The following is a 22,639-nucleotide window of genomic DNA, read 5'->3' as shown; positions in this document are numbered from 1 at the left end:
CCACATTCGCGTGCGACACCCGCGGCCGGTGCTCCTCGGTCGTCGACGATCGGCGTGTGAACCCAGAGTTGTTGCGACTCTTCAGCGCCCAGGCAGGACTGGCGACCAGCGGCCAGATTCTGCAACACATGACGAGACGGGGCTTCGAGGCGGCGCTCAAAACCGGCCCACTGCAACGACTCTGGCCGGGCGTCTACTGCTTGGAGGAACCCGACGACATCCTGCGGTTGCGGGGACTGGACTTGCGCTGCGGACGGCCGGTCGCTGCGTGTCTGCACACCGCGGCGGCGATGTACGGCTTCGATACGGCGGAGCCGACCGATCTCCATGTGCTGAGCCCACTGGGTTCACGGTTGCGGTCAACCGACGGGCTGGTGGTACACCGTCGTGAGGGCGCGCCGCTGACCGTCGTCAATGGCAGGCCAGCCACCGCGCCGGCCTGGACCGCCGTAGAGGTGGCCCGCTCGCAACGCCGGCCCAGGGCGCTGGCCACCTTGGATGCCGCGCTCCGAAGCGGCTCGTGCAATCGGACCGAGTTGTGGCGTGCCGCCGTCGCCCAGGCCGGACGGCGCGGAATCGTCGCCGTGCGGGAGTTGATCGCCCTGGCCGACGCCCGCTCGGAATCGCCGATGGAGAGCGAAGCCCGGCTGGCGATGATCGACGGTGGCCTGCCGATACCGGAGTTGCAGTATGCGGTCGTCGACGGAAACGGGGAGGTGCGTCGCCTGGACTTCGCGTGGCCCGACGTGCACGTGGCCGTCGAGTACGACGGCGTCGACTGGCACAGCGACCCCGAGGCCATGCGGCGTGACCGCAGGCGTACAGCCGCACTGCTGGATGTCGGCTGGACGGTGATTGCGATCGTCTACGACGACGTCCGTCATCGGCAGTGGCAGTTCGTCGACCGCATCGACCGACAGCTTCGTCGCGCTCGCGCGGCGTGAGCGACCGCAAATTGTCCGCGAGATACGGCGTGTCGGCGGACAGACACGGTCGCTCGCGGCAAGAGAGCTAGGAGCCCGGTCCGATGTTGAGTGCGGGTCGGGTGCGCAGATGGTGCACGTACTCGGCTGGCGCACCCGCGATTTCGGCGGCGTCGGCCATCACCCCGAGATAGCGCGCCGACGGCAGGCCGCCCTCCCACGCGTCGACCACGTACAGCCAGGCGAGCACGGGCTCGAAGTCGGTGTCCGACGAGATACGGTGCACCCGGCAGCGGATCTTCTTGTGGAAACCGAGTTCCGAGCCCTCCCAGCGATCCAGGTTGGCCTCGTCGTCCTTGGTCATGTCGTAGAGCACGACGAAGACCTTCGACGTCGGATCCTCGACGACGGTGGCCAGCGCACCCTCCCAGCCGATGTCCTCCCCGCCGAACGTCAGACGCCAGCCGTACAGCCAGCCCGTTCCCGCCATCGGAGAATGAGGTGCGCGCTGCAACATCTGCTCCGGATGCATGTTCGATCCGTAGGCGGCGTAGAGCGGCACCCAGAAAGACTAAGCGTTCGCGCGCCGCGTGGGCGATCGACCTCCCGCTTCGTTAGGTTGGGGGCGTGGCAACCCGCATCGTGATCATCGGCGGCGGGCCCGCCGGCTATGAGGCGGCACTGGTCGCCGCGGCCCGTGGACCCGAGGTTGCCGAGGTCACCGTCGTCGACTCCGACGGCATCGGCGGGGCCTGCGTGCTGTGGGACTGCGTCCCGTCCAAGACGTTCATCGCGTCTACGGGTGTGCGCACCGAACTGCGTCGCGCGCCCGATCTCGGCTATGCGCTGGAGTTCTCCGACGCCGAGATCTCGCTGTCCAAGATCAACCAGCGGGTCAAGAGGCTGGCCGCCGCGCAGTCGGCCGACATCGCCGAACGGCTGCGCAACGACGGCGTCACGTTGATCGCCGGCCGCGGTGAACTCGTCGACGACATGCCCGGGATGGCCACGCACACGGTCAAGGTGACCGAGCCCGACGGCGCCGTCAGCACGATCAGGGCCGACGTCGTGCTGATCGCGACCGGCGCCAGCCCCCGCGTGCTGTCCGGCGCCGAACCCGACGGCGAACGCATCCTCAACTGGCGCCAGCTCTACGACCTCGAAGACCTGCCCGAGCACCTCGTCGTCGTCGGCTCCGGTGTCACCGGCGCGGAGTTCGTCAACGCCTACACCGAACTCGGGGTCAAGGTGACGGTGGTGGCCAGCCGCGACCAGATCCTGCCGCACGAGGACTCCGACGCCGCCGCGGTGCTCGAGGACGCGCTGAGCGACCGCGGGGTGACCTTGGTCAAGAACGCGCGTGCCAAGTCGGTCACGCGTAACGGCTCCGGCGTGCTGGTCACGATGACCGACGGCCGCACCGTGGAGGGCAGCCACGCGCTGATGACGGTCGGGTCGGTGCCCAACACCAGCGGCTTGGGCCTCGAACGGGTCGGCATCGAACTCGGTCAGGGCGACTATCTGAAGGTCGACCGGGTGTCGCGCACCGGGGTGCCCGGCATTTACGCCGCCGGTGACTGCACCGGCCTGATGCTGCTGGCCTCGGTGGCCGCCATGCAGGGCCGCATCGCGATGTACCACGTGCTGGGCGAGGGGCTCGAACCGATCCGGTTGCGGACGGTCGCCGCGGCGGTGTTCACCCGGCCCGAGATCGCCGCGGTGGGGGTGCCGCAGTCCAAGATCGACGACGGGTCGGTGGCCGCGCGAACGATCACGCTGCCGCTCCACACCAACGCCCGCGCCAAGATGTCGAGCCTGCGGCGCGGTTTCGTCAAGATCTTCTGCCGCCCGGCGACGGGAGTGGTGATCGGCGGTGTGGTGGTCGCCCCGATCGCGTCGGAGCTGATCATGCCGATCGCGCTGGCCGTGCAGAACGGCAACGACGTCGAGGATCTGGCGCAGACGTTCTCGGTCTACCCGTCGCTGTCGGGTTCGATCACCGAAGCGGGCCGCCGCCTGATGGCGCACGACGATCTGGACTAGTTCCACGTAGCCTGGGATGCGCGCACGTACCGACGAGTAACGAGGAGCCGTTCCGGTGACCGACCCGATCCCGGCGAACGGGCAGACGCTTCTGGGTCCCCAGCAGCGGGCCGAGGCCTGGGAACGGCTCGGCAGCGAGCAGTTCGACGTCGTCGTGATCGGCGGGGGAGTCGTCGGCGCGGGCGCGGCACTGGATGCGGCCACGCGGGGTCTGAAGGTCGCGCTCGTGGAGGCGCGCGACTTCGCCTCGGGCACATCGAGCCGGTCGTCGAAGATGTTCCACGGCGGGCTGCGCTATCTCGAGCAGTTGGAGTTCGGGTTGGTGCGCGAGGCGTTGCACGAACGCGAGCTGTCGCTGACGACGTTGGCGCCGCATCTGGTCAAGCCGTTGCCGTTTCTGTTTCCGCTGACCAATCGGTGGTGGGAGCGTCCGTACATCGCCGCGGGCATCTTCCTCTACGACCGGCTCGGCGGCGCGAAATCGGTCCCGGCGCAGAAGCATCTGACCAAGTCTTCAGCGTTGCGGCTGGCGCCGGGACTCAAGCGGTCGTCATTGATCGGCGGCATCCGCTATTACGACACCGTGGTCGACGACGCGCGCCACACGATGACCGTGGCCCGCACGGCCGCGCACTACGGCGCCGTGGTGCGCACGTCGACGCAGGTGGTCGCGTTGCTCCGGGAAGGCGACCGCGTCACCGGGGTCGAGGTCCGCGACTCCGAGAACGGCGCAGTGACCGAGGTGCACGGGCACGTCGTCGTGAACGCCACCGGTGTCTGGACCGACGAGATCCAGGCGTTGTCCAAGCAGCGCGGGCGCTTTCGGGTGCGCGCGTCCAAGGGTGTGCACATCGTGGTGCCGCGCGATCGGATCGTCAGCGAGGTGGCGATCATCCTGCGCACCGAGAAGTCGGTGCTGTTCGTGATTCCGTGGGGCACGCACTGGATCATCGGGACCACCGACACCGACTGGAATCTGGACCTTGCGCACCCGGCGGCCACCAAGGTCGACATCGACTACCTGCTCGAAACCGTCAACACGGTGTTGGCGACGCCGCTGACCCACGACGACATCGACGGCGTATACGCCGGGCTGCGACCGCTGCTGGCCGGCGAGAGCGAGGAGACCTCGAAGCTGTCGCGTGAGCATGCCGTCGCGGTGCCCGCTCCGGGACTGGTCGCCATCGCGGGGGGCAAGTACACGACCTACCGGGTGATGGCCGAGGACGCCATCGACGCTGCCGCCGAGTACATCCCGGCGCGGGTGGCGCGGTCGATCACCGAGAAGGTTCCCCTGATGGGCGCCGACGGCTACTTCGCGCTGATCAACCAGACTCAAAGCGTCGGAAAGCATTACGACCTGCATCCGTACCGGGTGCGCCACCTGCTGGACCGGTACGGCTCGCTGATCGGCGAGGTGCTGCAGATGGCCGAGGGTGATCCCGAACTGCTGACCCCCATCACCGAGGCGCCCGTCTACCTGAAGGTCGAGGCCTTCTACGCTGCGGCCGCCGAAGGTGCGTTGCATCTGGAGGACATCCTGGCCCGGCGGATGAGGATCTCGATCGAGTATCCGCACCGCGGGGTGGACTGCGCGCGTGAGGTCGCCGAAGTGGTTGCGCCGGTTCTGGGTTGGAGCGACGAGGACGTCGACCGCGAGGTCAAGACCTATCTGGCCCGGGTGGACGCGGAGATCCGCTCGCAGCAGGAACCCGATGACGAGTCGGCCGACGCATTGCGGGCGGCAGCGCCCGAAGCACGCGCCGAGATCCTCGAACCCGTCCCCCTCACTTGAGGTGCCGGCCTTGAGGCGCCCGGCGCCGCTGCCCGTTCGCGACGGGCTGGGCCCGGCGCGGGTGCGGCTGCGTGGCGGTGCGGTGCTGGTCGAGCTGGCGGACCGGTTCGGCGAGGCGGCCGCGGCCAAAGTGCTTGCGGGCGAGGTGGTGACCGCCGACGGCGACGTCGTGACCGCGGGGACCGTGCTGCCGCCCGGCGCGTTCGTGTACCTGTACCGCGAACTGCGCGACGAGGTTGCGGTGCCGTTCGACATTCCTGTGCTGCACCGCGACGACGACATCGTGGTGGTCGACAAACCGCACTTCCTGGCGACGATGCCGCGCGGCCGCCACGTCGCGCAGACGGCGCTGGTGCGGCTGCGCCGCGAACTGGACCTGCCGGAGTTGTCACCCGCACATCGGTTGGACCGGCTGACCGCAGGCGTGCTGTTGTTCACGACCCGCCGCGAGTTGCGCGGCGCGTACCAGACCATGTTCGCGCGCGGCGAGGTGCGCAAGACGTATCTGGCGCGGGCTGGGCTTGATCCGACACTGCGGTTTCCGCGGGTGGTGTGGAGTCGAATTGTCAAGCGGCGCGGGCAACTACAGGCGGTCGACGAGCCGGGCGAGCCGAACGCCGAGACTGTGGTCGAGCACCACGGTGACGGGCTGTACCGGCTGACGCCGCATACGGGGCGCACGCATCAGCTGCGGGTGCACATGGCATCGCTGGGCCTGCCCATCGTCAACGACCCGCTGTACCCGGCGGTGACCGACGTTGCACCCGACGACTTCTCGCGGCCGCTGCAGCTGCTGGCGCAACGCCTCGAGTTCACCGACCCGCTCAGCAGACGTCGACGCGCCTTCATGAGCACCCGTTGCCTGTGACTCAGCGACGCTGCTCCACCGGCTCGTTCACCTTGGCGCCCGCGGCGATCACGGCGCGGTTGCGTTCGGCGACCGTTCGCAGCGACATCTTGACCAGCCAGCGGTCGTACGTCATGTACCCGTTGACCTCGTTTTCGACGTCGGTGGTCTGGGTGTAGATCGCCCCGGACAGGCCGCCCTTTCGGACCTCGTCTTCCAGCGCGCGGCTCACCTGGACGTAGCGTTCGGTCAATCGTGCTCGGCTGTCGGTCATTTCGTAGGCCTGCGGTCTGCCCGGCCAGCGGTTGCCGTGGGGTATCAACCCGAGCCCGCCGTACTCGCCGTTCACCACCACCCGGTGTTCGAGCGGAATCGGACGGTTGCCGAGCATCGTTCGCTCGTCGCGCGGGGTCGCCGGATTGTCGTGAAGGACCGGGCGGCCCGGACCGACGTAGGTGTGGTCGTCGTAGACGTCGCCGGCCCTGCTGTCCGGCCTGGACTTGCAGCAGTTGACCCCGCTGTTGGCGTTCACCATCCGGGTCGGGTCGGCGGCCTTGGCCACTCCCGCGATCCGCGCGGTGTCGAACTCGCCCCACCCCTCGTTGAACGGAACCCAGCCGACGATCGAAGTGACGCTTCGCAACTGGTCGATCATCTCGACGAGTTCGCGTTCGAAGTTGGCCTTCGCCTGCGGCGACGGGTCCGGCGCCGGGCCGACCGGAATGTCGAGGGACACATCCAGCGACGGCATGTCCTGCCACACCATCAACCCGAGCTTGTCCGCCCAGTAATACCAGCGCGCCGGTTCGACCTTGGCGTGCTTGCGCACGAAGTTCATGCCGAGCGCCTTGGTTCGTTCCAGGTCGAACTTCAGCGCATCGTCGGTGGGAGCGGTGAAGATGCCGTCGGGCCAGTAACCCTGGTCCAGCGGGCCGTGCAGGAACGTGATCTTGTCGTTCAACGCGATTCGCGGCCGGCCCTGCGGGTCGGTGACCGTGCTGATGGTGCGCAGACCGCCGTAGCTGGCAACCTCGTCGACGACCTTGCCCTCGGGCGTGACCAGCCGCACCGTCAGGTCGTAGAGGTACGGGTCGTCCGGTGTCCACAGGCGCGGGTCGGGAACCCGCACACGCACCGGCTTGCCCGGTTCCCCGTGGTTGCGGGCCAGCGTCGGACCGTCGGGCGCCGACACGATCACCTCGGCACGTTCGTCGGTTGTCCCGGTGGAGCGCGTGGTGACGGTGAAACCCGTCAAATCCGCCGTGACGTCGAGCTTCTCGACGTGTGCGGCGCGCACGGGTTCCATCCACACGGTCTGCCAGATACCGGACGCACCGGTGTAGAAGAGACCCCCGGGATCGTTGCGTTGCTTGCCGACGGCGAACGGTGCGGCTTCGTTGCGGTCCTCGGCGCGCACGACGATCTCCTGGGTGCCCGTCCAGCGCAGCGCATCGGTGATATCCGCGCTGAACGCGGTGAAACCGCCCTCGTGGTGGGCGACGCGTTTGTTGTTGACCCACACCGTCGCGGTCTGATCGACCGCGCCGAAGTGCAGCAGCACCCGCTGTCCGCGCCAGGTGCCGGGCAGCTGAAAATTCTTGCGGTACCACATCTGGTCGTCATGACGCTTGATCCCCGACAGCGCCGACTCCGTGGGGTAGGGGACCAGGATCTTCTCGTCGAACTCCTTGGCGAACGGCGGCGTCGTCACCGCGGTGTCCTGCGAACGGCCCGTGTAGGCCCACACCCCGTTCAGGTTCAGCCACCGCGCCCGCGTCATCTGCGGACGGGGATACTCCGGCAGGGCGTTGTTGGGCCCCACGAGATGCGTCCACGGCGTCGACAGCGGCGGGCTCTCCCGCTGCCACGCCTCGGCCGCGTTCGCCGGGGCCGCACAGATCGCGAAGCCCGCCGCCAGGGCGAGGGGTAGGGCCGTCATCCGGCTGAGTATCTTGCGCACACGGTGCCGGTTGTTCGACAGCTCGGTGTTCACGGCCACGACTGCTAGTCCCCCCTGCTGGAAACCATCGACGAAATGCGGTTCGGGTGCGGCGCACCGGACGCCATGGCAAACCTAGCCAGCGGTAGGTCGCGAGGAATCAGGTGTTTCCCTATGCTTTGCATCGGCATGCGGAACGAATGCGTTGTTTCAGGCATCGGCGCATTGACCAAGAAGTCGATCAAGGACGCGTGGATGCGCGAGAGCTGTTGTGCCGCAGCGTATGTGCAAATTCTGTACGCTCGTCCAGCTTAGCATTGCCCGGTTGCCGTCGCCATAGCCGTCGCGGATACGCGCGGTCGTGAACGGCGTTCTCGGACACCGCCGTCATCGCGCTGCGCCCAGCGGAGAAGCCGCGCTTGAGCAAACGGTGGGTAGAGGAACTAGAGGTACGGCTGAGGATCCTGTTGGCGCCGGATGCGGCCACCATACAGGAAGGAATGGTTCGGGCATCGCAGTGGACATCGAAGACGCTGAGGGGTTCGTTACGGGGTTCGTTACGGCGACTCGCCGATCGCGCATTCGGCCCCCTGACGCGTGCGTCACTGCCACAATCGGGTCGGGCGACGGCGCTCGGTACGTCGCCGGAGGGAGGAGATGTGCGCAAGGTAGTGCTGTGCGCTGCTGCGGCCTTGTTCGCCGGGGGATTGGTGACCGTGAACCCGCCGAGCGCCGAGGCGACGCTCTGCGGTTCGGTCGGCGGCAGGTTCGTCGACGTGACCGGGTGTGCCGACCCGCTCTCGTATCTCAACGAGTTGCCGCCACCTCCACCGCCACCACCACCTCCGCCACCGCCACCACCGCCCTCGGATGCGCCGCCTCCGCCTCCACCCCCGCCGCCCCCGCCGGTGTACGTTCCGCCGCCGCCGGCGCCGAACGTCAGCGCGTGCGTCAACGTCGGGCGTCGGGTGAGCGTGAGCGGTTGCATCTGAGACCTGGTCCATCTGCTTGACTGACGGCCGTGGACCGCGCTTCGTTCGACCGTCTCTTCGATATGACCGGCCGCACCGTGATCGTCACGGGCGGCACCAGGGGCATCGGCCTTGCGCTGGCCGAGGGCTTCGTCCTGGCCGGCGCGCGCGTCGTGGTGGCCAGCCGCAAACCCGAGGCCTGCGAACAGGCCGTGCAGCATCTGCGCGGCCTGGGGGGCCAGGCAATCGGCGTGCCCACCCATTTGGGTGAGGTCGACGCCCTCGAGGCGCTGGTGCAGCGCACCGTCGACGAGTACGGCGGGATCGACGTGGTGGTCAACAACGCCGCCAATGCCCTGGCGCAACCGCTGGGTGAGATGACGCCCGACGCCCTGACGAAGTCTTTCGAGGTCAACCTGCGCGGGCCGGTGTTCCTGGTACAGGCGGCCCTGCCTCATCTCAAAGCCAGCGCGAAAGCCAGTGTGATCAACATGGTTTCGGTCGGTGCGTTCAACTTCTCGGCGTTGACCTCGATCTACTCCGCCAACAAGGCCGCGCTGATGTCGTTCACCCGGTCGATGGCCGCCGAGTTCGCTCCCTCGGGCATCCGGGTGAACGCGATCGCTCCCGGGCCGGTGGACACCGACATGATGCGCAACAACCCGCAGGAGGTCGTCGACGGGATGGCGCGCAGCACGTTCCTCAAACGGCTCGCATCACCCGACGAAATGGTCGGCACCGCTCTGCTCTTGGCGTCGGATGCCGGCAGCTACATCACCGGTACGGTCATGATCGTGGACGGCGGCGGAACGCCTCGCTAGCTTCGCGCATCTCGCCGCTGGTCGAGGCCAGGATCTGGCTGCGGTTCTCCAGGTGCAGGGCCGCTTCCAGGCTCGACGCCTCGAGATTGGCCCACAGCACCTGCTTCGTCGACTCGAGGCCGAACTTGCCGTAGCCGCAGAGCGTCTCGGCGATCGCCATGGCATCGAAGACGACCGCTTCGTCTGTCGACACCCGCGACACCAGCCCGAGCCGTAAGGCCTCCGGCGCGTCGACCGCCCGTGCCGTGAGGATCAGATCGAATGCGGGACCGGCGCCGATGATCCGGGGAAGCGTATAGCTGACCCCGATGTCGCAGCCGCCGAGACCCAGCTTGATGAACTGGGTGCAAAAGCGTGCCGACTCCGAGGCGATCCGGATGTCGCAGGCCAGCGCGATGCCCATTCCGCCGCCGTACGCGACCCCGTTGACCGCGGCGATCACGGGTTGGCGCAGCCGGTGGATGCGGGCGGTCAGGTCGGCGATGCGCTCCTGCCAGCGCATACCCGAACGCGGAAATTCCGTGCCCTGGCCTGTCTTCTGCGGATTCGGATCGGTCAGGTCGAGCCCCGAGCAGAAGCCGCGTCCGGCGCCGGTGAGCACGACGACGCGGCAGTCGTTGTTGGCACCGATCTGCTCCAGCGTCGCGTGGAGGTCCTCGACGAGTTCGTAGGACAGCGCGTTGAGCTTCTCGGGCCGGTTCAGCGTGAGCACGGCGATGTCGGGCCGGGGGTAGGCAACTTCGAGGTGCGGCATGCGCACACGCTAACCCGCACCCGGTTTCACACGGTGCTGCGCCATCCCGCGACTCCGACCGCGATCATCCGCAGCTGTTTGACGGCCACCCGTTTGATCTCGTTGAGGGCGGCCTGGTCGTGGGCGTCCTCGATGGCTTCGGCGATCACGATCATCGCGTTGACGAACAGGCTCGCCAGGATGTTGAGATCCTCGCTGCTCCACGTGTTGAGGTTCGGGAAGCGGGCCAGGTCGATCGCGAGCTCGGAGGTGATAAGCCGGATCTCGGTGCGGATGGCGTAGCGCAGAACAGTGACGCCGCTGTTTCGTTCGCGGCCGATGAAGCGCCAGTGTTCGCGGCGTTCGTTCACGCCGTCGATGAGGATGTCGACGCTGGACTCGATGACCCGCTTGGGGTCGAGCCTGCCCGCGCGGGCCCCGCGCAGCATGTCGCGCAGGCTGCGGAACGACTCGTCGATGAGGACGAGGCCGAGGGCTTCCATCGACTCGAAATGCCGGTAGAACGCCGCGGGCACGATGCCGGCTTCTCGCGTGACCTCGCGCAGGCTCAGCGCGGAGAAACTGCGCTCCTCGAGCAGTTTGAGGGCGGCCGCGACGATCGCCTGCCGGGTGGCCTCCTTGCGCTCCTCGCGGGACATGGTCGCCCGCGGGTGCTCGCGCGAACGTGACCGTCCCGACCGGCTCGACCGTGAGCCAGGCGTACGACTGTTCACTGTGTGAAACCTACCACAACCTGGGTGAATGGGTTGACGAGGTGCTGCACACCCCTGCACGGTGTACATATGTTCACTCAAACTTTGACCCGTGGCCTGCGGGAAAGGGTGCTCGGGTCGCCGCTGATCGACCTGCTCACCGGGCCCCACGGGGTGGACCGATACACCGAGCTCGTCGCGCCCACCTGGACGCGGGGCGACGCTCGAGCCGAAGTCGTCGCGGTGCGGCGGCAGACCCCGCGCAGCGTCACCCTCACCCTGGAGCCGAATCAGGCGTTCACCGGTTTCCGCGCCGGGCAGCACGTCAACCTCACGGTCGAGATCGACGGTCGCCGTCGCACCCGGCCGTACTCGCCGGCCAGCGCCGAGGGGGACCGCTACCTCGAGCTGACGGTGGGCCGCCACGACGGGGGCCTGGTCTCCGGCTACCTGTGCGACCACGCCCGCCCCGGCATGGTGGTGGGTCTGGACTCGGTCGGCGGCGACTTCGTGGTTCCCGACGACCCTCCGCGACGCATCCTGTTCGTGTCCGGCGGTAGCGGCATCACCCCGGTGATGTCGATGCTGCGCACGCTGCGCGCCCGCGGGTTCCGCGGCGAGACCGCGTTCATCCACTACGCCCGCTCCGCCGAGGAGGCCTGCTACCGCGCCGAGCTCGACGCGATGACGGGCGTGCGGGTGCTGCACGGCTACACGCGGTCGGCGGCCGGCTCCGACCTGACCGGTCGCTTCGGCCCCGCGCATCTGGAGGCGGCAATGCCAGACCCGGACGCGGTGTTCGTCTGCGGGCCGCCCGAACTGGCCTCCGCCGTGCGTGAGCACTGCACGAACGTGCGCTCGGAAAGCTTTGTCCCCCCGACGTACACCGTGCCCGCCGAACCTTCCGGCGGCACGATCACGTTCGCCGACAGCGGGGTGGCGGTGACCGACGACGGTCGACCGCTGTTGGAGCAGGCCGAAGACGCGGGCCTGGCCCCCGAAAGCGGATGCCGAATGGGCATCTGCCACAGCTGCACCCGCCGCAAGACGCGCGGCGTGGTGAAGAACATGGTCACCGGCGCGATGTCCGCCGCGGAGGAGGAAGACGTGCAGATCTGCGTCTCGGCCCCCGTCGGCGACGTCGACCTCGCGCTGTAGAACCGAAAGGAGTTCGACATGACCGTCATCACCGACATCACTTCGAAACCGCCCCCCCTGGAAAAGACGGTGGCGGGCAAGAAGATCAGTTTGACCGCCGAGCAGGCCGAGGCGTTCGGCCGCGAACTCGACGCACTCAAGGAGCGCGTGATCGCCGACCTCGGCGAGCGCGACGCCACCTACATCCGTCGAATCATCAAGACCCAGCGCGCTTTCGAGATCGGCGGGCGGGCCCTGCTGTTCGGCGGGGTGTTCCCGCCGTTCTGGCTGGCGGGCACCGCGCTGCTGGGACTGTCGAAGATCCTCGACAACATGGAGATCGGCCACAACGTCATGCACGGTCAATACGACTGGATGGGCGACCCGAACATCTCCAGCCGGGGTTTCGAATGGGACACCGCGTGCCCGGGCGAGCAGTGGCGCCACTCGCACAACTACATGCACCACACCTACACCAACATCGTCGGCATGGACCGCGACGTCGGTTACGGCATCCTGCGAATGAGCAAGGACCAGAAGTGGACCCCGTACTTCCTCGGCAACCCCGTCTATGCCTTCCTTCTGATGGTGCTGTTCCAGTACGGCGTCGCGCTGCACGAACTCGAGACTGAGCGCATCCGCGCCGGGGAGATCACGATCGCGGACAAGCGCGAAATCCTCGAGGGCATCTGGCGCAAGACCAAACGCCAGGCACTCAAGGATTACGTCGCGTTCCCGCTGCTGGCCGGGCCGTTCGCGCCGTGGGTGCTCGCGGGGAACCTGACCGCGAACCTGATGCGCAACGTGTGGGCGTACATGATCATCTTCTGCGGTCACTTCCCCGACGACGTGCAGGAGTTCTCCGTGGAGGAGACCAAGGCCGAAACGCGGGGCCAGTGGTACTTCCGGCAGGTGCTGGGCTCGGCGAACCTGACTGGCGGAAGGCTGTTCCACATTCTGAGCGGAAACCTGTCGTTCCAGATCGAGCACCATCTGTTCCCCGACATCCCGGCGCACCGCCTGGCCGAGATCTCCGAAGAGGTCAAGGACATCTGCACCCGCTACGGGATCCCGTACAACGCGGGGTCGCTGCCGCGGCAGTTCGCGACGGTGGTGCGCAAGATCGTCCGGTTGGCGCTGCCGTAGCGACCCCGGGCGCGGCGAGACTGCGGTATCTGACGAGAATCGGCCGAAATCCGTCACAAACCGCAGTCTCGGCGCGCTTCGGCGCGGGTCAGGTCTGGCAGACCGGACACCAGTAGGAGACGCGTTCGCCCGGGTTACCGGGGCGCGGGGAGTCCGACTCGATGGGCGTGCCGCACCGGCGGCACGGTCGGCCACGCCGGCCGTAGACCCACAGGTCGCGGCCGCCGCGGGTGTCGCCGGTCGTGGTCCGGTTGACGCGGGACCTGTTCAGCCACAGCATGTCTCGGGCTCGTTGCACCATTCGCAGCGGGTCCTTGACCCTGCCGACCGGAGTGGTGGGCAGGTAGCCGGTGACGAAGCAGAGCTCGTTGGCGTAAACGTTGCCGACGCCCGCCATCACCCGCTGGTCCAGTAGCGCCTCGGCCAGTGGTCGCTGCGGATCCTCGACGAGGTTGGCCCTGGCGACGGCCGGGTCCCAGTCGTCGCCGAGCAGGTCAGGGCCGAGGTGGGCGACGGCTTCCATATCGCGATCGCGTGGCAGAATCTCCAGCACGCCGAGGTCGACACCGGCGGCGCGGGAGTCGCTGGTGTACAACAGGATCCGGATCTTGTACTCGGGCACCCGCCGAATCTGCCCGCCGATCAGCCAGGCGCCCTCCATCTTCAGATGGGAGTGGATGCTGGCGTCACCGGCGCGGATGAACAGATGCTTACCGCGGCTGATCACCTCGTCGACGACACAACCCGTCAGGTCGACCGTCGCGAACTTGGGCACCCGCACGTCGCAGCGCGTGAGCTGCTTGCCCGCCAGTGCCTCGCGCAGTTTGGTGGCGGTGCGGTAGACCGTGTCGCCTTCGGGCATGCGTCAGCGCAACCGCAGGCCGCGCGGCGTCCGGGCGAACCCGGCGCCGAGCAGCGCATCGTGGACCGCAGCGCGCTCACCCTCGGCGCCCGGTTCGAGCACGGGAACACCGTTGACCTTCTCGACGAGGAACGATCCGGCCCGGCCGTTGCTGACCAGATCGGCCAGGGCAGCAGCGGCGGCGATATGCGCGTCGGTGTCGCCGGTGAAGCTCAGCAGTGACCGCCCGCCGCGTTCGAGGAACCACACCAGTTCGCCGTCGACCATCGCGACCAGTGCACCGGCCTTGCGGCCCGGGCGGTGCGTGGAGTCGTCATCGGATCGCTTTGTCGGCCACGGGAGTGCGGCGCCGTAGGGGTTGGCCGGATCGGCGGCCGCGAGGACGATCGCGTGGTAGTCGCGGTGGTCAGAGTCGACGCTGTCCAAATAGGAGCGCAGGCGGTCCACCGTGGACGCGACGGCGAACTGGGCGCCGCCGAGTGACTCAACGAAATAGCCGCGCTGGCACCGGCCGGCGTCCTCGAACGCCGTCAGCACCTTGTAGAGCATGGCGAAGCCGCCCGGCACGCCTTCGGCGCCAACGGCACCCTTGGTCAGCACCCCGTGGCGCCCGAGCAGCAGTTCGGCTTGAAAGTGTGCGCGCACAGTCGATTCCGGTTCTGCGGCCGGCAGCGCCGACCACCGGCCCGCCACCGTGGGATCGGCGTTACGGGTCTGGGCGTGCGCGACGCTGTAGCTGCTCAACCGCGGCGCCCGTCGCCGCTGCCGGTGCGCGGGGGCGCTCCGGCGTCCCGATGCCCCGCGGGTACCCATCAACTTCGCGCGCACCGGCGCGAACGTGTCGCCGGTGACCCAGCCCGCCCAGATCAGATCCCACAGCGCATTCTTGTGGTCTTCGTTCGGATTGTCGGTGAGCTGACGGAAAAAGAACGCGCCGCCGCGATCGAGCGTTTCGAGGATCGCCCGGTGGCTGTCGGTGAACTCGATCTCGGTGGGGGCGCTCAACGTCAGCGGCGCCGACTCCGCGGAGTGGAAGGCGATCCACCCGTCGCCGCCACCGATCTGGCCGGCCCCCGACCACGTGACCTCACCGGAGGCCAGCAGTTCGTCGAGCATCGCCGGCTGATAGTCGCGGACGCGCTGACCGAACACCAGCGGCTCGACGGCCGAAGCCGAAATCGGCACGCCGGCAAGCTGATCGATCACGGTGGCGAGTCCGTCGACGCCGCTGTTGTGCGCCGAGCCGACCGACTGCCACGCCGGCAGGAAACGCCCGTAGGCCGCCGTGCTGACCGGCTCGATCTGCGCCCGCAGCGCCGCCAGCGACCGGCGCCGCAGAATCTTGAGCACATCGGAGTCACACCACTGCTCGGCGGCGGTCGGGTCGGCGACCGGCAGATCGGTGAACTCACCGCGAATCAGCTTGCCGTCGATGGCCATCCGGCCCAGCACGTCGGCGGTGACGCGCAGACCCAGACCGAACCGGGCCGCCGCGTCGTGTGTGGTGAACGGGCCTCGCGTGCGCGCGTAGCGGCCCAGCAGCTCACCCAGCGGGTCGTCGACCGATTCGGTGAACGCCGTCGGCACCCCGACCGGTACGGCCACACCGACGCCGTCGCGCAACAGGCCGATGTCCTCGATGGCGATCCACCAGGTCTCGTCGGCGAAGGACACGGTCAACGCCCGTTTGGCGGCGCGCAAGCCGTCGAGCCAGCCGCCGATGTCGGACGTCGTGGCGCGGTCGGCGATCTCGGCCTCGGTCAGCGGGCCCAGCAGCCGCAGCAGGTCGGCGATGCCCTCGGCGTCGCGTGCCTTGCGGTCGTCGCTCAGATGCTGCAGCTGTCGGGTCGTACTCGTGATCACCTGCGGGTCGAGCAGCTCGCGCAGCTCGACACGGCCCAACAGCTCGGCGAGCAGCACACTGTCCAAAGACAGTGCGGCGGCGCGGCGTTCGGCCAGGGGGCTGTCGCCCTCGTACATGAATGCGCCGACATAGCCGAACAGCAGCGACGCGGCGAACGGCGACGGCGTGGTGGTCTCCACCTCGACGATGCGCAGCCGGCGTTGGGCGACCCGGTGCATCAGCTCGGTCAACGCGGGCACGTCGTAGACGTCCTGCAGGCATTCCCGCACGGCCTCCAACACGATCGGGAAGTCGGGGTACTTGCGCGCGACGTCAAGCAATTGCGCGGCGCGCTGGCGCTGATGCCACAGCGGGGAGCGCTTGCCCGGATGGCGGCGCGGCAGCAGCAATGCGCGGGCCGCACACTCACGGAAACGGGAGGCGAACAACGCCGAACCGCCCACCTCGGCGGTGACGATCGGCTCGATCTCGTCGGCGTCGAACACAAACAGGTCGGCACCCGGGGGGGCGTCCTCGGTGTCGGGTAAGCGCACGATGATGCCGTCGTCGGAGGCGGTGGGCTTCTCGTCGATGCCGTACCGCTCCCGCAGCCGTCGTGACACCGCCAGCGCGAGTGGCCCGTGCACGCGCAAGCCGTAGGGGGAGTGCAGGATGACGCGCCAGTCGCCGAGTTCGTCGCGGAACCGTTCGACGACGAATGTGGTGTCCGAGGGCACGACGCCGGTCGCCTGGCGCTGGTCGTCGATCAGCTGCCACAGGTTGTCGGTGGCGAACTGGTCGAAACCCATTGACCGGCAGCGCTGATCGAACTCGTCGCGACCGAGGCGGGCCAGTTCGCCGGTGTACGCCCCGACCGCGGCGCCCAGTTCGGCCGGGCGGCCGACGCCGTCGCCGCGCCAGAACGGAAGTCGCGCCGGCTGACCGGGCGCCGGGATCACCAGGACCCGGTCATGGGTGATCTCCGTGATCCGCCAGCTCGTCGCGCCTAGGGAGATGACGTCGCCCGGCCGCGACTCGTACACCATCTCCTCGTCGAGTTCCCCAACGCGGGAAGGCTTTTCGGAATCAGTGGCCAGATAGACCGTGAACAGGCCGCGGTCAGGGATCGCGCCGCCGCTGGTGACCGCCAGCCGCTGCGCTCCGGGCCGAGCCGTCATCGTGCCGGTGTCGCGGTCGTACACCAGGCGGGGCCGCAGCTCGGCGAACTCGGTCGACGGATACTTACCCGACAGCAGATCCAGCGTCGCCTCGAACGCGCTGCGCGGCAGGGTCGCGAACGGGGCGCTGCGCCGCACCGCGTCGAACCAGCGGTCGGCGTCGAGCGGTTCGAGCGCACACGCGGCGACCGTGTGCTGGGCCAGCACGTCGAGCGGGTTGGTCGGCACCCGCATGGTCTCGATCTCACCGGAGAGCATCCGCTTGACCGTCACCGCGCAGCCGATCAGGTCGGTGCGGTGCTTGGGGAACAACACACCCTGGGAGATCTCGCCGACCTGGTGGCCGGCGCGGCCGATGCGCTGCAGCCCGCTGGCCACCGAGGGCGGGGCCTCCACCTGGATCACCAGATCGACTGCGCCCATGTCGATCCCGAGCTCCAGACTCGAGGTCGCGACGACGGCCTTGAGCCGGCCGCTCTTGAGGTCGTCCTCGACGAGCGCGCGCTGTTCCTTGCTGACCGAGCCGTGATGCGCGCGGGCCAGCAATGTGGGCGCGCCCGACGCCTGCCCGCTGCCCATGATGTGGGCGGGTGAGCCGCCTGCGACTCCGGTGTTGGGTCCCGTCTCGAGCTCCTGGCCGGTGCGCTCAGCGTGGATCTCGTTGAGCCGCGACGTGAGTCGTTCGGCGAGGCGGCGCGAGTTGGCGAACACGATCGACGAATTGTGACCCTCGATCAGGTCGACGATCTTCTCTTCGACGTCGGGCCAGATGGTGTTGTTCTCGAGGTTGGCCATATCCGGCACCGGCACCTGGACGGACAGGTCGAATGTCTTGGCGGCCGGTGGGGCCACGATCGTGGTGCGGGCCTGACCGGACAGGAACCGCGCCACCTCCTCGGGGGGACGGACGGTGGCCGACAAGCCGATCCGCTGCGCGGGCGCGTCGAGAAGTTGATCCAACCGCTCGAGCGACAGCGCGAGGTGGGCGCCGCGTTTGGTGGCCGCGACGGCGTGCACCTCGTCGACGATGACGGTCCGGACGTCGGCCAGCGTGTCGCGCGCCGCCGAGGTCAACATCAGGAACAACGATTCGGGCGTGGTGATCAGAATGTCGGGCGGTCGGGCGATCAGTTCGCGCCGCTGCGCGGGGGAGGTGTCGCCGGAGCGCACCCCGACGCTGATCTGCGGGGCGGGCACACCGCGCCGTTCGGCCATGCGGGCGATACCGGTGAGCGGGGTGCGCAGGTTGCGCTCCACGTCGACGGCGAGCGCCTTCAGCGGCGAGACGTACAGCACTTTGGTGCCGGCTCGTGGTTCGGCGGGGACGGAGGCCAACTGGTCGATTGCCCACAGGAACGCCGCGAGCGTCTTACCGGATCCGGTGGGTGCGATGACGAGCGTGTTGTCCCCATCGGCGATCGCCGACCAGGCTTGGGCCTGGGCGGGCGTCGGCTCGGCGAACGTGCCGGTGAACCACTCCCGGGTCAGGTCGCTGAACCGGGCGAGGGGGGATGTGCTCATCGACGTCCATGGTGCACCCCACCACCGACAAGTCCTCGGCGGTTGCGGTGCCTCAGCTATCGCCCAGCGATGCTTGGCGCGCCGAAATCACAGGTCAGCGGCGATTCGGTGACACCGCTTCGCGCAGGGGAGAAGGGATACCGGGGACGCGTCCGACGGCGTCGAACAGGGCGTGTGCGCACGCGTCGGCCACGGGACCGGCCTCGATGGACGGGTCCATCAGCCGTTGCCTGCACATCTCGAAGGTGAAGGCCAGCCAGCCGTAGACGGTGATGCGCAGGTCGCGCTCCACCTTGTCGTCCAGGTCGTCGCCGACGGCGGCGTGGATGCGGCCGAGAATGCGGCTGGCTTGACGGTCGTTGTCGGTGTCCTCGATGCCGCGCAGCACGGGATCGGAGCGGCCCGATCCCACGTAGGCGGCCCACGCGCCGTGTGGGTGCTCGTCGTCGTAGCGCAGGTAGGCGAGCACCCCCTCACGCACCTGGTCGAAGAGGCTCTGCCCGGGTCGCGGTGGCACGTTGGTGGCCTCGAACAGCCGCTCACCCTCGGCGCGGATCACCGCGGCGAAGAACGCCCGCTTGTCCGGGAAGTAGTGGTACATCAACGCCCGGGACACTCCGGCCCGCTCGGCGATCTCGTCGATGCGAACCTCGTCGTAGGGCCGCTGACCGAACACCTCGGCACCGAGCGTCAGCAGTTCGCTGCGTCGGTCGGCGGGGGAGAGCCGCCGTCGGGACTCGGCCATGAGCTTCATCGTAGTGAACACATGTCAAACAGCGGATCGTCCGGAGTATTCGGACGGCTGCGGGGTAACCCCGCGCAAGAACAGACATCCCACGAGAGGCCATCGATGAGTTTTCCAGAACAGCAGCAGTCCCCGCCCGGTGTGCAGAGCGAGATGACCCCGACCCCCGACTGCGGCGAGACGAGTTATCAGGGGTCGGGCCGGCTGACCGGTAAGCGCGCGGTCATCACCGGAGGCGATAGCGGAATCGGCCGCGCGGTCGCGATCGCCTACGCGCGCGAGGGTGCCGACGTGCTGATCGCCTACTTGAACGAGGACGGCGACGCCAAGGAGGTCCAGAAGTATGTCGAGGACGCCGGGCGCAAATGTGTGTTGATGCCCGGCGATCTCTCCGACCCGGCGCACTGCCGCGCCGTCGTGGACCGCGCCGTGCAGGAATTCGGCGGGATCGATGTGCTCGTCAACAACGCCGCCTACCAGATGACACACGACACCCTCGACGAGATCAGCGACGAGGAGTGGGATTACACGTTCCGGCTCAACGTCGGGGCGTACTTCTACCTCGTGAAGGCCGCGCTGCCGCACATGGGCGCCGGTGCGTCGATCATCGGCAGTTCCTCGGTGAACTCCGACATGCCCAACCCGAAGCTGGCGCCGTACGCGGCCACCAAGGCCGCGATCGCCAACTTCTCCGCCAGCTTGGCGGAGATGTTGGGCGAGAAGGGTATTCGCGCCAACAGCGTCGCGCCGGGCCCGATCTGGACACCGTTGATCCCGTCGACGATGCCGCCGGAGAAGGTCAAGCAGTTCGGCGAGAACACGCCGTTGGGCCGTGCCGGTCAACCGGTCGAGTTGGCGCCGGTCTACGTGATGCTGGCGTCCGACGAGGCGAGCTACGTGACGGGTGCGCGGATCGCGGTGACCGGCGGCAGGCCGATTCTCTAGCGGGGCGCTTGGCCGCCGATCGTGCGGTTTCATCCGCGACACGCCGATTTGGCGGATGAAACCGCACGTTCACCATGTTTTCGGGCAGCCGCGGGCGATTAGTGCCTCGCCGACTCGCTCGAGAAATACGCGCGGCTGGTTGTGCAACATGCCGCTGGTCAGCCTGATGTCGTTCCAGCCGAGCCGCGGCAGCAACCAATAGCGTTCGGCATCGGCGGTACGTTGTCGCGGGTCAGTCCAGTGGTGTGCGCCTTCGAAATCCACGCCGACGCGATACTGCGACCATCCCAGATCGATGCGTGCGACCACACGCCCTGACCGGTCGAGCACCCGTATCTGGGTTTCCGGACGCGGAAATCCGGCCTGCACCAGCAGTAGTCGGGTCAGTGATTCGTACGGCGACTCCGCGCCGCCGTCGACGAGTTCCAGTGTCTGGCGTAGCTGCCGCAAGCCGCGCACGCCGGGATGCCGCTGCGCCACCTCGTCGATGTCGGCGGGCTTGATGTCCGTCGCATTCATCAGCGCGTCGATGCGTTGAACGCCTTCCTCGAGCGGGAGCCGGCGGCCGAGGTCGAACGCGCTGCGCTCCGGCGTCGTCACGGGCATCTGGTGGCGCGTCACGATCTCCTCGGGCAACAGTGTGTCGCTGTGGACGGTGATTCTTGGCGGCGATCGCCGATTCGACAGCACGAGTTCGGCGGCGGCGTCAGGCTCGACCCATTTCGCGCCGAGCAACGCCGACGCCGATAGGCCTGCCAGTACACCTTGTCGGCGTGACCACAGCCAGGCGGCCCTGGCCCGGTCGACGGCCGACAACTCGACGCCCCGCGGCGCCCACACGCCGGGATAGATGCCGGCGTGAAATCGCCGCAGCTCGCGAAACGTCAGTAGTCCCGCGTCGAGCGCCTCGCTTGCTCGAAACGGCCAGTCGAGATCTTCCATGGCCGCAACGGTCGCGCCCCGCCATGACATCTTTCGGGGTGAGAGCCCACGTTATCCACAGGTTCACCCCCGCGACTGTGCGATCTCATACGCTTTGCGCGGCGTGTCGCGGATGAAACGGCACGTTCGAGGCAATTCGGGCGGTCAGGGCGCCGACGGCTCGAGCAGGCGCCGGATCGTCGACCGCAACCGGGGAAGGTCGGCCCCACCGACCAGCTCGCATCCGTGAAGCTCGGCGAGTTTGCGTGCGGCGGCGGTGAATTCGTGGTTCGTGACGACCATCGTCTTGGTGCAGTCCTGCATCGGCGCACCCGCCACCACTTCCTGCACGGCGCTCGCGCCGACGGGGCGCGACTGGCGTTTGCACTGGATGGCAAGACGGTCCGGTCGTTTGCCGACGATGATGTCGACTCCCCAGTCTCCCGTGATCGCGGTCATGATCACCGGCGCCCCGCAGGACCGGGCCACCCGCGCCACGTGATCCTCGAACTCCGACCCCGACATCGCGGCGGTGACGTCCTCGCGGGCACCGGGAGTGCTGACACCGACGAGGGTGCCGGCGAGGAAGCGGGGGAGCGCCGCGAGTACCAGCGGCGCGACGAGTCCGAGCGCAAGGCTCCACTGCGGGGCGGCCCCGAGCAGCCACGCCCCAACCCCCACCGCCCCGGCCGCAGCGAGGTACAGCTTTACGGTCACCCGACGGATCGTAAGACGTGATCCCGACATCCCCGCGCCGACCGATCCGTTGCTTGTCCGATCAACGAACCGACGAACGTGCTGGAATACACTTGTGCGATCACCGGATTCGGCCCGCGATCATGACTGACGAGTTGCCCGACGCCGACGGGCAGACACCTGTCGAGCAGGCCCTCGCGGGCGGCGACCCCCACCGGGTCGGCTGGTTCCGCTTCTACTTCGCCGACGAACGCTGGGAGTGGTCGCCACAAGTCGAACGGATGCACGGCTACGAGCCGGGTACGACGGAGCCGACCACCGAACTCGTTTTGTCACACAAACATCCAGACGACTACCGCCAGGTGGCGGCGACGTTGGATGAGATCCGCCGGACGTCGGGCGCGTTCTCCACCCGCCACCGGATCATCGACACCGACGGCGAGGTGCACCACGTCGTCGTGGTCGGCGATCAACTCTTCAACGACAGCGATCAGGTGGTGGGCACCCACGGGTTCTATGTCGACGTCACCCCGTCCACATTGGAGCGGCGCGACCGGGCGTTCAGCGCCGCGGTCACCGAGATGGCGGAGGCGCGCGGTCCGATCGAGCAGGCCAAGGGCATGCTGATGCTCATCTACCGGATCTCGGCCGATTCAGCGTTCGAGTTGCTCCGCTGGCGTTCGCAGGAGACCAACACCAAGCTGCGGATCTTCGCCGAGCAAATCGCCAGGGATTTTCTCGGGCTCACCTATGACGAGGAGTTGCCACCGCGCTCCACCTACGACAGGTTGCTGCTCACCGCACACCATCGCGTCCGAGATTGAGGTTTATCGGACGTTTCCACCGGGAACCCTGCGCTG

The 22,639-nt window shown here is 68.1% G+C and carries 19 protein-coding genes; 10 read left to right on the top strand and 9 right to left on the bottom strand.

Translation table 11 applies throughout. From position 1 onward, the window contains the following. The first annotated feature begins 56 nt into the window (after nucleotides 1-56). Nucleotides 57-944: a type IV toxin-antitoxin system AbiEi family antitoxin gene (locus tag RMCN_RS27710; RefSeq protein WP_067396031.1), complete on the top strand. Its 888-nt coding sequence runs from the start codon at nucleotides 57-59 to the stop codon at nucleotides 942-944. Between the two features lie 67 nt (nucleotides 945-1,011). Here RMCN_RS27710 and RMCN_RS27705 read toward each other — a convergent pair whose 3' ends face one another. After that, complete coding sequence (locus RMCN_RS27705; protein ID WP_064345760.1) at nucleotides 1,012-1,485, bottom strand: gamma-glutamylcyclotransferase family protein; 474 nt, start codon at nucleotides 1,483-1,485, stop codon at nucleotides 1,012-1,014. A 65-nt stretch (nucleotides 1,486-1,550) separates the two neighbouring features. Here RMCN_RS27705 and RMCN_RS27700 point away from each other — a divergent pair, with 65 nt between their 5' ends. The 3 genes from RMCN_RS27700 to RMCN_RS27690 are packed head-to-tail and all read left to right on the top strand — an operon-like array spanning nucleotide 1,551 to nucleotide 5,629. Continuing rightward, on the top strand, nucleotides 1,551-2,966 hold the full coding sequence (locus tag RMCN_RS27700; protein ID WP_064415701.1) for an NAD(P)H-quinone dehydrogenase: 1,416 nt from the start codon (nucleotides 1,551-1,553) through the stop codon (nucleotides 2,964-2,966). A 55-nt stretch (nucleotides 2,967-3,021) separates the two neighbouring features. Then, nucleotides 3,022-4,761 carry a glycerol-3-phosphate dehydrogenase gene (gene glpD, locus RMCN_RS27695; RefSeq protein WP_067396027.1) on the top strand — a complete coding sequence of 580 codons (1,740 nt, stop codon included), beginning with the start codon at nucleotides 3,022-3,024 and terminating at the stop codon, nucleotides 4,759-4,761. 10 nt (nucleotides 4,762-4,771) lie between these two features. Beyond that, nucleotides 4,772-5,629 (top strand): pseudouridine synthase, encoded by an 858-nt coding sequence (locus RMCN_RS27690; RefSeq protein ID WP_064415703.1) that lies wholly within the window; start codon nucleotides 4,772-4,774, stop codon nucleotides 5,627-5,629. A gap of 1 nt (nucleotide 5,630) precedes the next feature. On the opposite strand, the gene RMCN_RS27685 is transcribed toward RMCN_RS27690, so the two are convergent. Next, entirely contained in the window at nucleotides 5,631-7,547 is a 1,917-nt protein-coding gene (locus RMCN_RS27685; RefSeq protein WP_067396318.1) for a glycoside hydrolase family 2 protein, read from the bottom strand. Between the two features lie 659 nt (nucleotides 7,548-8,206). Between RMCN_RS27685 and RMCN_RS30920 the strand changes: the two genes are divergently transcribed. Both RMCN_RS30920 and RMCN_RS27675 read left to right on the top strand, forming a co-directional pair. Further along, a complete protein-coding gene (locus RMCN_RS30920; protein WP_131808617.1) occupies nucleotides 8,207-8,539 on the top strand; it encodes an RNA-binding protein in 333 nt (110 codons plus the stop codon). Between the two features lie 29 nt (nucleotides 8,540-8,568). Beyond that, a complete protein-coding gene (locus RMCN_RS27675; protein WP_067396025.1) occupies nucleotides 8,569-9,339 on the top strand; it encodes an SDR family NAD(P)-dependent oxidoreductase in 771 nt (256 codons plus the stop codon). Here the strand turns inward: RMCN_RS27675 and RMCN_RS27670 are convergent. After that, complete coding sequence (locus RMCN_RS27670) at nucleotides 9,305-10,093, bottom strand: enoyl-CoA hydratase/isomerase family protein (protein ID WP_067396022.1); 789 nt, start codon at nucleotides 10,091-10,093, stop codon at nucleotides 9,305-9,307. The genes RMCN_RS27675 and RMCN_RS27670 overlap by 35 nt on opposite strands. A 26-nt stretch (nucleotides 10,094-10,119) precedes the next feature. Continuing rightward, nucleotides 10,120-10,806, bottom strand: a complete 687-nt coding sequence (locus RMCN_RS27665; RefSeq protein WP_064412360.1) for a TetR family transcriptional regulator — start codon at nucleotides 10,804-10,806, stop codon at nucleotides 10,120-10,122. A 69-nt stretch (nucleotides 10,807-10,875) separates the two neighbouring features. On the opposite strand from RMCN_RS27665, the gene RMCN_RS27660 reads away from it, so the two are divergent. Both RMCN_RS27660 and RMCN_RS27655 read left to right on the top strand, forming a co-directional pair. Beyond that, nucleotides 10,876-11,943: a ferredoxin reductase gene (locus RMCN_RS27660; protein ID WP_067396020.1), complete on the top strand. Its 1,068-nt coding sequence runs from the start codon at nucleotides 10,876-10,878 to the stop codon at nucleotides 11,941-11,943. 18 nt (nucleotides 11,944-11,961) lie between these two features. After that, entirely contained in the window at nucleotides 11,962-13,068 is a 1,107-nt protein-coding gene (locus RMCN_RS27655; RefSeq protein ID WP_067396017.1) for a fatty acid desaturase family protein, read from the top strand. An 88-nt stretch (nucleotides 13,069-13,156) separates the two neighbouring features. Here RMCN_RS27655 and nei2 read toward each other — a convergent pair whose 3' ends face one another. The 3 genes from nei2 to RMCN_RS27640 all read right to left on the bottom strand — a co-directional run bounded on the left by nei2 (nucleotide 13,157) and on the right by RMCN_RS27640 (nucleotide 19,217). Beyond that, on the bottom strand, nucleotides 13,157-13,930 hold the full coding sequence (nei2, locus tag RMCN_RS27650; RefSeq protein ID WP_067396012.1) for an endonuclease VIII Nei2: 774 nt from the start codon (nucleotides 13,928-13,930) through the stop codon (nucleotides 13,157-13,159). 3 nt (nucleotides 13,931-13,933) lie between these two features. After that, entirely contained in the window at nucleotides 13,934-18,472 is a 4,539-nt protein-coding gene (locus RMCN_RS27645; RefSeq protein ID WP_067396009.1) for an ATP-dependent helicase, read from the bottom strand. Nucleotides 18,473-18,566: 94 nt separating this feature from the next. Then, the gene (locus tag RMCN_RS27640) at nucleotides 18,567-19,217 is read right to left on the bottom strand and encodes a TetR/AcrR family transcriptional regulator (protein WP_067396315.1); all 651 of its coding nucleotides are present in this window, start codon (nucleotides 19,215-19,217) and stop codon (nucleotides 18,567-18,569) included. A gap of 105 nt (nucleotides 19,218-19,322) precedes the next feature. Between RMCN_RS27640 and RMCN_RS27635 the strand changes: the two genes are divergently transcribed. Further along, nucleotides 19,323-20,162 (top strand): SDR family oxidoreductase, encoded by an 840-nt coding sequence (locus RMCN_RS27635; RefSeq protein WP_067396007.1) that lies wholly within the window; start codon nucleotides 19,323-19,325, stop codon nucleotides 20,160-20,162. Nucleotides 20,163-20,231: 69 nt separating this feature from the next. On the opposite strand, the gene RMCN_RS27630 is transcribed toward RMCN_RS27635, so the two are convergent. Together RMCN_RS27630 and RMCN_RS27625 are read right to left on the bottom strand one after the other, a co-directional pair. Continuing rightward, entirely contained in the window at nucleotides 20,232-21,104 is an 873-nt protein-coding gene (locus RMCN_RS27630) for a type IV toxin-antitoxin system AbiEi family antitoxin (protein WP_067396004.1), read from the bottom strand. Between the two features lie 144 nt (nucleotides 21,105-21,248). Next, on the bottom strand, nucleotides 21,249-21,830 hold the full coding sequence (locus RMCN_RS27625) for a restriction endonuclease (protein WP_067396002.1): 582 nt from the start codon (nucleotides 21,828-21,830) through the stop codon (nucleotides 21,249-21,251). Nucleotides 21,831-21,922: 92 nt separating this feature from the next. On the opposite strand from RMCN_RS27625, the gene RMCN_RS27620 reads away from it, so the two are divergent. Next, on the top strand, nucleotides 21,923-22,603 hold the full coding sequence (locus tag RMCN_RS27620) for a PAS and ANTAR domain-containing protein (RefSeq protein ID WP_067396000.1): 681 nt from the start codon (nucleotides 21,923-21,925) through the stop codon (nucleotides 22,601-22,603). Nucleotides 22,604-22,639 lie beyond the last annotated feature (36 nt).

Source organism: Mycolicibacterium novocastrense, assembly GCF_001570485.1.
GTDB classification, from domain to species: Bacteria; Actinomycetota; Actinomycetes; order Mycobacteriales; family Mycobacteriaceae; genus Mycobacterium; species Mycobacterium novocastrense.
The sequence above is the reverse complement of the archived record's forward strand: the minus strand, read 5'-3'. Positions and strand labels throughout refer to the sequence as shown.

Coding starts and splice junctions, on each gene's coding strand:
- RMCN_RS27620 (WP_067396000.1), top strand. CDS start 21,923: ATGACTGACGAGTTGCCCGACGCCGACGGGCAGACACCTGTCGAGCAG.
- RMCN_RS27625 (WP_067396002.1), bottom strand. CDS start 21,830: ATGTCGGGATCACGTCTTACGATCCGTCGGGTGACCGTAAAGCTGTAC.
- RMCN_RS27660 (WP_067396020.1), top strand. CDS start 10,876: ATGTTCACTCAAACTTTGACCCGTGGCCTGCGGGAAAGGGTGCTCGGG.
- RMCN_RS27635 (WP_067396007.1), top strand. CDS start 19,323: ATGAGTTTTCCAGAACAGCAGCAGTCCCCGCCCGGTGTGCAGAGCGAG.
- RMCN_RS27645 (WP_067396009.1), bottom strand. CDS start 18,472: ATGAGCACATCCCCCCTCGCCCGGTTCAGCGACCTGACCCGGGAGTGG.
- RMCN_RS27685 (WP_067396318.1), bottom strand. CDS start 7,547: ATGACGGCCCTACCCCTCGCCCTGGCGGCGGGCTTCGCGATCTGTGCG.
- RMCN_RS27670 (WP_067396022.1), bottom strand. CDS start 10,093: ATGCCGCACCTCGAAGTTGCCTACCCCCGGCCCGACATCGCCGTGCTC.
- RMCN_RS27655 (WP_067396017.1), top strand. CDS start 11,962: ATGACCGTCATCACCGACATCACTTCGAAACCGCCCCCCCTGGAAAAG.
- RMCN_RS27640 (WP_067396315.1), bottom strand. CDS start 19,217: ATGGCCGAGTCCCGACGGCGGCTCTCCCCCGCCGACCGACGCAGCGAA.
- nei2 (WP_067396012.1), bottom strand. CDS start 13,930: ATGCCCGAAGGCGACACGGTCTACCGCACCGCCACCAAACTGCGCGAG.
- RMCN_RS27630 (WP_067396004.1), bottom strand. CDS start 21,104: ATGGAAGATCTCGACTGGCCGTTTCGAGCAAGCGAGGCGCTCGACGCG.